Origin of the sequence: Cohnella sp. GbtcB17 (assembly GCF_019091135.1) — a bacterium.
Lineage (GTDB): Bacteria > Bacillota > Bacilli > Paenibacillales > Paenibacillaceae > Cohnella.
This window is the reverse complement of the sequence record NZ_JAGXJW010000074.1, coordinates 24,802-34,432: the sequence shown is the minus strand read 5'-3', so window position 1 is coordinate 34,432 and position 9,631 is coordinate 24,802. Positions and strand designations below refer to the sequence as shown.

Annotated in this window: 7 protein-coding genes; 2 read left to right on the top strand and 5 right to left on the bottom strand. The window is 59.9% G+C overall.

The window, feature by feature from the left end:
- Positions 1 to 110: 110 nt before the first annotated feature.
- The 5 genes from KVT38_RS29500 to KVT38_RS29480 form a co-directional block, all read right to left on the bottom strand.
- A complete protein-coding gene (locus KVT38_RS29500) occupies positions 111 to 785 on the bottom strand; it encodes an amino acid ABC transporter permease (protein WP_217597336.1) in 675 nt (224 codons plus the stop codon).
- A gap of 74 nt (positions 786 to 859) precedes the next feature.
- Entirely contained in the window at positions 860 to 1,699 is an 840-nt protein-coding gene (locus KVT38_RS29495; RefSeq protein ID WP_217597332.1) for a basic amino acid ABC transporter substrate-binding protein, read from the bottom strand.
- A 903-nt stretch (positions 1,700 to 2,602) separates the two neighbouring features.
- Positions 2,603 to 3,928 carry an ABC transporter substrate-binding protein gene (locus tag KVT38_RS29490; RefSeq protein WP_217597331.1) on the bottom strand — a complete coding sequence of 442 codons (1,326 nt, stop codon included), beginning with the start codon at positions 3,926 to 3,928 and terminating at the stop codon, positions 2,603 to 2,605.
- 112 nt (positions 3,929 to 4,040) lie between these two features.
- A complete protein-coding gene (locus tag KVT38_RS29485) occupies positions 4,041 to 4,880 on the bottom strand; it encodes a carbohydrate ABC transporter permease (RefSeq protein ID WP_217597330.1) in 840 nt (279 codons plus the stop codon).
- Positions 4,880 to 5,770 (bottom strand): carbohydrate ABC transporter permease, encoded by an 891-nt coding sequence (locus KVT38_RS29480; protein ID WP_217597329.1) that lies wholly within the window; start codon positions 5,768 to 5,770, stop codon positions 4,880 to 4,882. The genes KVT38_RS29485 and KVT38_RS29480 overlap by 1 nt, the downstream gene beginning before the upstream one ends.
- A 107-nt stretch (positions 5,771 to 5,877) precedes the next feature.
- Here KVT38_RS29480 and KVT38_RS29475 point away from each other — a divergent pair, with 107 nt between their 5' ends.
- Both KVT38_RS29475 and KVT38_RS29470 read left to right on the top strand, forming a co-directional pair.
- Complete coding sequence (locus KVT38_RS29475) at positions 5,878 to 7,812, top strand: cache domain-containing sensor histidine kinase (protein ID WP_254639657.1); 1,935 nt, start codon at positions 5,878 to 5,880, stop codon at positions 7,810 to 7,812.
- Positions 7,809 to 9,464: a response regulator gene (locus KVT38_RS29470; protein ID WP_217597328.1), complete on the top strand. Its 1,656-nt coding sequence runs from the start codon at positions 7,809 to 7,811 to the stop codon at positions 9,462 to 9,464. Before KVT38_RS29475 ends, KVT38_RS29470 begins: the two co-directional genes overlap by 4 nt.
- Positions 9,465 to 9,631 lie beyond the last annotated feature (167 nt).

Genomic DNA, 9,631 nt, shown 5'->3' with positions numbered 1-9,631 from the left:
GGGGCCGATGACGACGACCTCGCGCGGCGCGACCTCGAGATTAATGTCGTGAAGCACTTTGTTTTTTCCGAAGGACTTGGCGACCCCGCTCATTCGGATGATCGGCTCCATCACTTCACCCTCCTCTCGAACCATTGGAGCAGCTTGCTAAGCGTGTACGTGAGCACGAAGTAGATCACGCCCGCAGCGAGGTAAGGCTCCCATAAATGATAATACTGACTTTTGGCTGCGTTGGCCCAGTACATGATCTCGGGCACCGCGATCCACGCGACGAACGACGAATCCTTCACGAGGACGATAAATTCGTTGCCGAACGCCGGGATCATCCGCCGAACGGCCTGCGGCACAATGATGTGGCGCAGTGTCTGCCCACTCGTCATGCCCAAGGAGTAAGCGGCTTCGCGTTGGCCTGCATCGATCGACTCAATTCCCGCCCGATAGATTTCTGCCGAATAAGCGGCGCAGTTGAGTCCCAACGCGACAATGGCCGCCACGATGCCGTTCGTGGTGCCCAGTATCGGCGGAATGACGCCGAAGTGGATGATCAGCACCTGCAGAATGAGCGGCGTCCCTCTAAAGATGTTGATATAGCCGCTCATCAACCATCGCAACGGGCCGAATCTGGCCATTTTCCCAAAGCCTATGAATAAACCCAGGACGACGCCGACGGCGATGGCCGCCAGGGAGATGCCGATCGTCAGCAGCATTCCCTTTATTAAGAACGGGAAATATTCGCGGATAATATCGAACCTAAAAGCGTAATACACGCCTGCACCCTCTCTCATCAAAGAGAGCATGCGCCCGGTCTGCCCGGGCCGCATGCCCCCTGCTTCCTAATCGTTGCTGATTATGCCCGATCTTACTTCGCCGTAACCAAGTTGCTCGTATCCGGCTCGACGCCGATCCACTTTTTATACATCGTTTTGTATTCGTCGCTCGCGCGCACCTTCTCGACGGCCGCGTCGATCTTCTCCTTGACGGCCGGATCCGTATCTTTGGGCAGCAGGATGCCATAGTATTCGGAGGCGAAGTTCGTGCGGTCGTAGATCGCGTTGAACTTCTTGTCCGGATTTTGCTGCACGTAAGCCTGCACGACGGCGAAGTCCGCCACGACGGCATCGACGCCGTTGCTTTCCAGCTCCATCAGCGCCAGCGTGTTGCTGTCGAAGCGCTTCAGGTTCGCATTGTCGTCTCCCAAGATGCCCTTCATCAGCGTCTCGGCGGTCGTGCCGCCCTGAACGGCGACCTTCTTGCCCTTCAGCTCGAGCGCGTCCTTGACCGGCTTGTCTTCCTTGGTCAGGATCATATTCACCGATTCAAAATAAGGAACGGAAAAATCGAACGTCTGCTTGCGTTCATCGGTGATGGAGATCGACGAGATGCCGCCGTCGTATTTGTGATTGCCGCTGCCCAGGTCCGCGAACAGCGGGTCCCAGCCCGTATTGTCCAGCTTGTAGTCGTAGCCGGCTTCCTTCATAACGGCGTCCAAGAAGTCGACGTCGAAGCCGACGATCTTGTCCTTATCCATGCTCTCCATCGGCGCGTAGCTCGCATCGGTCGCGAACTTCAGCGTGACCTTGCCCGCTTCCGTCGAGGCAGCGCCGCCCGCGTTCGCATTGTTAGACTCCTTCGCGCCGCATGCGGACAGTCCGACCGCCAGCGCGGCAGTCAATATAATAGATGTCAGCTTTCTCAACATGAATAACCTCCTGCATTCTAGTCAGCACTCATTCTATCAGCTAGAATGCGAGAATGGCAATGGAAAAATATAATTTCAGCTTGATAAGTTAACTTCAAATGACATATTTAATTAAACATTAGTATAATTCACCATAATTATTTTCGTGCGAGCGCGATTGACACCGATGCAAGAGGCGCTGTGCAGCGTTACTAATGGAAATGTGGCGTATTCCGAGCCAACGGGCCCCTAGCGCCATTAGCGACACACGATGCCGCTAGCGCTGCGCCCGGTCGCTCGCTCTGCCTTAGCGGCACGCGATGCCGCTAGCGCTGCGCCCGGTAGCGCTCGCTCTGCCTTAGCGGCACGCGATGCCGCTAGTGCTGCGCCGGGAGCGCTCGCTCTGCCTTTAGCGGCAAGCAATGCCGCTATCGCTGCGCTCGGAGCGCTCGCGCTCTGCCTTTAGCGGCACGCGATGGCGCTATCGCTGCGCTGGCGCGCATCCCTGCCGCTCTCTATGTTGCTTACCGGGATTACAGTACTGCATCAGAGTAACTTTTCGCCCTTACAGCACCATGTAGACCATGCCGCGAGAACTGTAGAGTAACTATTTGCCTTTGCAGCGTCGTATAGAACGCACCCTCAAGGTTGTAGAGTAACTTTTTGCCTTTGCACCGCCGTTTGGACCGGTTCGCGAGGCTGTAGAGTAACTTTCCACCTTTACACTCCCCCGATTTGAACCCGGATATAGAGGATTTGGATGCACTGGCGGGCCAATCCGCGTATTCGTAATTTCGACCGGGGCACAGGATGGGGAGCGGTGCAGAAAGCTAGGCCGAAAAGGGCTTCACGAGAGGTATACCTCTCATGAAGCCCTGATTTCGTCCGCACCTGTTTCTACTATATAAATAGTAGCGTCTTACCTTACTTGCTCACGATATCCTTAACGGCCTGGTCGAACTTATCGAACAGTTTGTCCTTGTCGATCGAGCCGCCTTGATATTCCTGCATCGCCGCGCCCCAGCCCTGGATGACGCCGTCCGGATACCGGCCCCAGTTCCAGCCGCCCGCGTCCTTCGCCTGCTCGGATACGGCCGCGCCCAGCTGCCCGATGTCTTCAGAAGTCGCGGGGATCGTAGCGAGCGCCGGTATGAACTTGAACTCCTTGGTGATGTAGCTCTTGCCCGTCTCGGACGTGACCATCCACGCCAGGAACTTCTTCGCCTCTTCGGCGTTCTTGGACTTGCTGTTGACGATCCAGAAGTTTGCCGGACCGGTGTAGATGTGCGCCTTGCCGCTGTCGTCGATCGGGATCGGCATCATGCCGAGGTTGAGCTTGGCCACCTTGTCGACATCGCCTTGAATCCAGTTGCCTTGCTGGATCATGGCCGCTTTGCCGCTGGCGAACGTGGCAACTTGGGTCGCATAGTCGGTCGTCAGCTTATCCTTCTGGGAATACTTGAAGACGAGGTCGACGTAGTTGATCCACTTGCCGAACACTTCGTTGCCTTTGAAGGAAGCGGTGCCCGCCTTGTTGTCCTCGATGAACTTGACGGGATCGGGCTGCTCCGAAAGACCGACGTTGATCGTGTGATGGCCGATCGACCACCATTCGTTCGTCGTGGAAAACGGCGTGATGCCCGCGTCCTGCAGCTTCTTCGCCGCCGCTTCGAGCTCGGACAGCGTCTTCGGCAGCTCGGTGATGCCCGCCTTGGCGAACAAGTCTTTGTTGTAAATGATGCCGTAGCCTTCGATATTCATCGGCATGCCCAGCAGCTTGCCGTCTACCTGGGCCGGGGCCGCAGCGGAGTTGACGACATCCTTGGCCCAGGATTCGCCCGACAGGTCCGTCGCGCGGTCGTAGTACGGCTCAAGCGCCGCATAGCCTTCGGAGTTGAAAATCTCGGGCTCGGAGCCCGAAGCGATCTCGGCCTTCAACAGCGCGTTGTAGTCCTCGCCGCCGCCGTGGGTTTCCACGTCGACCTTGACGCCCGTTTCTTTTTCGTAAGCTTCGGCCATCTTGTTCAAGGCGTCCGCGATCTCGACCTTGAACTGGAATACCTTAATCGTGACGTCCTTCTTCGGCGCGTCGCTGGATGCGGCCGCGGACGATGCCGGAGCCGAAGAAGCGGCGCCCGAAGCGGCTTCCGAGGATGCCGGCGAAGCGTTGCCGTTGCCGTTGTTGTTGCCGCAGCCTGCGGCTACGGTCAGGAGCGAGGCGATCAAGATGCCTGCGGAGATGCGTTTCATATCAAGACCTCCCATGTATTCAATCATCTGGCTACAGTGTCGAGTATAGTGGAGAAAACGTTTGCACAAAACCGACGATGTTGTTGTCTAAAGTGTAACATATTGATCCTGCCTACCCTTTGACCGACCCGGAAGTGATCCCTTCGACGATGTGCTTTTGCAGCAGCAGGAACAGCACGACGATCGGCGTGACGCTCATGGCTAGCCCGGCGAGCGCAAGATCCCACTGCTTCGTATATTGCCCGAAAAACCGCGTAACCGCGAGCGGAATCGTCGTCAGGTCTTTGTTGGAGCCGATGATGAGCACGGGCAGCAGGTAATCGTTCCAGATCCATAGCGTGTTCAAGATGACGACGGTGACGGCGATCGGCTTGAGCAGCGGGAAGACGATCCGCCAGAACACGCCGTAAGGCGAGCAGCCGTCCATGACCGCGGCCTCCTCGATCTCGAGCGGCACGCCCTTGATGAAGCCGTGGAACAGGAACACCGACAGCGCGAGGCCGAAGCCGAGGTAACAAACGACGATGCCGAGCAGGTCGCCGCGCAGCTCCAGGATGCTCGTCACGCGCACGAGCTGCAGCATGACGGACTGGAACGGGATGATCATCGACGAGATGAAGGCAAGGAACAGCAGGTTGTTGAAGCGCGTCGGCCTGCGGACGAGCCGGTAGGCGGTCATGGAGCTGATCGTCACAATGCCGGCGACGCTGATCGCCGTGATGACGACGGAGTTGCGAAGCGCGGTCGGAAAGCGGATCATGTCCCATACCCGCGAGTAGTTCGTGAATTTGTAAACCTCCGGCAGCGAAGCCGCGTCGACGAGAATCTCGCCCAGCGTCTTGAGCGAATTCACGATGACGAAGTAAAACGGAGCGAGAAACAGCAGCGCAAGCAAAATCGCGAAGCCTTCGATGCCGGCCAGCCTGTAGCGAAGCGAACGGTCGCGGTTCATCAGGCTTCCACCTCCTTGCGCTTGGTGAGCCATACCTGCGTCACCGCGATGAGCGAGACGGCCAGGAAGAACAGCATCGCCTTCGCCGTACCGAGCCCGTAGCGATTGTTGACCAGCGCCTCGGCATAAATGTTATAGGCGAGCGACTGCGTCGACGTGCCCGGGCCGCCCTTGGTGAGCGACAGGTTCAGGTCGAACATCTTGAAGGCATTGGAGATCGTCAGGAACAAGCAAACGGTGATCGCCGGCATGATGAGCGGCAGCGTCACCTTGCGGATGCTCTGCCAGTAGCTCGCGCCGTCGATCGTCGCAGCCTCGAGCATGTCCTTCGGCACGCCGGTCAGCGCCGCGATGTAGATGACCATCATGTAGCCCGCCGACTGCCAGACGAACACGATGACGAGGCCCCAGAAGCCTGTACCCGCCGTGCCTAGCCAAGGCTGCTCGAAGAAGGACCAGCCGGTCATTTCCCCGATCGTCTTGAAGCCCTTGGTGAAGATGAACTGCCAGATATAGCCGAGCAGGATGCCGCCGATCACGTTCGGCACGAAGAACACCGTCCGCAGCAAATTGCGCGTCTTCAGCGCCCGCGTCAGCATCAGCGCCAGCAGAAACGCCAGCAGGTTCGACACCAGCACCGTGACTCCCGTGAAACGCAGCGTGAAGCCGAACGCGGCCCAGAACTTGTCGTCGCGCGTGAAGATGCGATTCAGATTGTCCATGCCCGTCCACTGCGCCTTGTTCAAATCGAGCCCGTTCCACTCGGTGAACGAATAATAAAAGCCGAGCAGGAACGGTACCAGCACGATGATCGAAAAGGCGATCAGGCCGGGTCCCACGAATACGAGCTGCTGCAGCCACTCTCCGGATTTACCGCCGCGTTTGGTCATGAGGCACACTCCCTTTCCGTTATGTAAAATATAAAGCGATATTGCGGCATCGACCACCGATAGATATGATGGGTTTGGTGTAATATATTGACCTCGGGGGGACCGCCTTGAAAAAAAGCATTCGCACCAAGTTGATGGCGCTGCTCCTCGCGGCTACCATTGTTCCCATGGCGCTGTCGATGGTCATCTCGGATTTTTATATCAAAAACCAGGTGACGGGCAAGGCGATCGCGGAAAACCGCAGCCTCCTCGAGGTCGGCAAAGACAACATCCTGAACTACATGAACACGCTCAACCGGAATTCGTTAAGCGTCTACAACTCGATCAATTCGCCGACTTCCCTATACGCCATCATCGAACGCTTCACGGCGCCCGGCGCGGATGCGGCGACGGTGGACCTTGCCTATCGCACGACGATCTACCAGCATCTGCTCAACATGTATCAGGCGAACAAAGAGATCCACCAGATCCATCTGCAGATCGGGCGAGGCGAGGACAGCTGGTCCTATCTGCTGGCGCGCGGCCTGTTCCGCAGCGGACACGAGGCCGCAGGCGGCTGGCCCGCAGGACGCGCAGACGATCCGACGCCCTTTATGGAGCCGGCGCACAAGAGCGCGAGCTACGCGCTCGATTCGCGGCGATCCATATCGGCCCGGGACGTGATCACGCTCAGGCGGCCGATCATCCGCACGCCGAGCGACCGGGTGATCGGTTACTTGTCGATCGACGTTCTGCTCACCGAGCTCGGCGACATCTGCGGACGGCTCGCGCTGTCCGAGAAGGAACAGCTGTACCTGCTCGACCGCGGGGGCAACGTCGTCTGCGGCGCCGGGCCGGAGGATGGCAATCCGATCCAAAACGCCGGCTGGACGCGCAAGCTGCTGGCCGACGCCGGCGGCAGCGGCGACTTCAAATGGTCGGATTCGAGTTTTTCCGGCTATGTCGTCTACGATACGCTGCAGACGCAATTCATGGACTGGATCGTCGCGAAGCAGTTGCCTTACGCCTACCTGTACCAGAATGCGCAGGGTATTCGCACGATCAACTCGCTGATCATCGCGCTGTCGCTCGTCGTCGCCGTCATCGCGACACTCGTTGTGTCCGTGCAGTTCACCAGCCCCATCAAAAAGCTGATCGCCCGCATGAACCTCGTTCAGGCCGGCAAATGGAGCGCTGGCGTGGACGCCCGCCTCGCCCGGAGCAGCGACGAATTCGGCGTGCTGGAACGGCGCTTTGGCACGATGGTGGCGACGATCGAGGAGCTAATCAACCGGGAGTACAAGCTGGCGCTCGCGAACAAGACGAACCAGCTGAAGGCGATGCAAGCCCAGATCAACCCCCATTTTCTGAACAACGCGCTGCAGTCCATCGGGACGCTCGCCCTGCAGTCGAACGCTCCGAAGGTGTACGGACTCGTCGCGGCGATGGCCCGCATGATGCGGTACAGCATGAACACCGAGGAGAGCGTCGTGCCGCTGTCCGCAGAGCTCGCTCACGCCAAGGCGTACCTGGAGCTGCAGAAGCAGCGGTTCGGCGAGGACCTGCAAGCCTACTACGAGATCGATCCGGAGACGACGGATGTCGCAGTCCCCAAGATGCTGCTTCAGCCGCTCGTCGAAAACTACTTCAAGCACGGCTACGAGCCGGCGGCGGTCGGCGGAGCGGGGGAGCGCGGCTCGAGCCAAGCCGGCGCCAAGCTGCATATTCGTGCTTGGCTGGAGGGCGAGCGCGGATGGCTGCGCGTCGAGATTGCGGACAACGGCAAAGGCATGGAGCCGGGCGCGCTGGAGCGCCTGCGCGCCCGGCTGAACCGCGCGGCGGCGGAGGACGGCACGGGCGGGCAGATCGGGCTTGCGAACGTTCATATGCGGCTTCGATTGTACTTCGGCGAAGAAGCGGGCATGGAGGTGGACGCTTCGCCGGGCGTCGGATTCAAGGCCGCGCTCCGGATCCCGCTGCGGCAGGCGCCGTCCGAGGAAGAAGATAGGCCGGCGAATGCGCAATCGCCCGATGCCGGCGCCGAGAGGGAGGAAACGAAATGAAGGTTGTCATCGTCGACGACGAGCGTCATGTGCGGGAGGCCGTCCGACTGCTCGTCGATTGGGAAGCGCTGGGCATAGCCGAGATTCACGAAGCGGCCAACGGAGAGGAAGCGGCGGCGCTCATCGAGCGCGAACGCCCGGGCATCGTCGTCACCGACATGATGATGCCTGTCCGGGGCGGCCTCGATCTGCTCGCCTGGCTGCAAGCGAACAGGCCGGAGATCCAGAAAATCGTCATCAGCGGTCACGACGATTTTCACCTCGTACGCGGCACGATGCAGCACGGCGGACAGGATTACCTGCTCAAGCCGATCGATCCCGAACAGCTGACCGGCGCGCTTGAGCGCGCGGTCGCGAGATGGCACGAGCAGGACCGCACCCGCAAGCACGAGCTGGCCCGGAACATGGAGATCAACCAGCTGCGCCCTGTCATGCGCGACCGCATCTTTTCCGACCTGCTCGGGGGCGGCGACCCGTACGGCAACGCGCAGACCGTCCTGTTGGGCGAGTCCGGCGCGCCGCATCCCTCCGCTTGCCTCGTCTCCGTCCTGGACGTCGATTCGGCTTCGTCCGAGGTGGCGGACCGGTACGCCCGCCATCGGGACCTGCTCTACTTTACGCTGACGAATATCGCGGACGAAGTGCTGCGGCGAGGCGAACGCGGCATCGCCTGCCGCAATCTTCGCGCCGAAAGCGAGATCCTTCTTTTCGTCTGGACCGATGCCCGCGCGGCGAGAACTGACGCGACGTTGGAGGAGACGTTGTCCGAGATCAACGACGGCTGCGATCTGACGCTCAAATGCCGCTTCGACTTCGGTATCGGCACCGCGCAGCCTTTTCCTCAGGGCGCCTCGACATCATACCAGTCGGCCCGGTCCGCGTTGCACGAACGCAACCTGCTTGAAGAGCGGACCTATTACTATCGGCCCGAAGCGGCAGCTGCGCGTCCTGCCTTCCCGCCGCCGCGGCTGGAGGACTACGAGGAAGTCCTTCGTCTCGCCGTCCTTGCCGGCTCCGAACGGCAGATCGGAGATGCCGTCGGCCGCTGGATGGCCGAGGTGCGCCGCATGCCCCGGATTAGCGGCGAACAGCTGCGCCGGTGGCGGGATGACCTCGGCGACATGCTGCGACGCTGGCGCGAGACGCCGGGCCGGCAGGCGGATGCGCCAAGCGAGGAACGGGCATCCGCGGGAGAGACGGACGAGGATCCGGTTCCGTCGGGCGTCATTCCGATGGACGCGCGCGGACGGCTCGACCTCGACCGATTGGAGTCGATGCTGCGCGATTTTCTGACCGCGTACGCGCGCAGCCGTTCGGCCGCCGGCCAACAGACCCAGAGCGCGATCCCGGCCGTCGTCCGCTATATCGAGCAGCATTACAACAAGGAGCTCACCCTGCAGGATATCGCGAGCCAGTTTTATTTGAGCCGAGAGTACATCTCCCGCAGGTTCAAGCAGGAGACCGGGGAAAATCTGATCGACTTCCTCTGCCGCATCCGGATCGACAAGGCGAAGCTGCTGCTCGAGAGCCCGCACTTCAAGATCTCCCAAGTCGCCGAGATGGTCGGATATGCGGACGAGAAATATTTCAGCAAAGTATTCAAAAAGCTGACGGGGCTGTCGCCGAATCAGTATCGGAAAAATAACGTCTGAATCGCCGCAAACTAACGGGGGCAAGCGCAAGCCTGCTCCCTTGGTTCCCCGCCCGACGATCGCGCCTCCCCCTGCCGCTCTAACTTCATTTTTGGCGCATTTGAACGGTATCCCCTTGCGTCAGGAAAGCATGAAGCGGGGGGAGTCGCCGCAAGCGGAGTTCAACA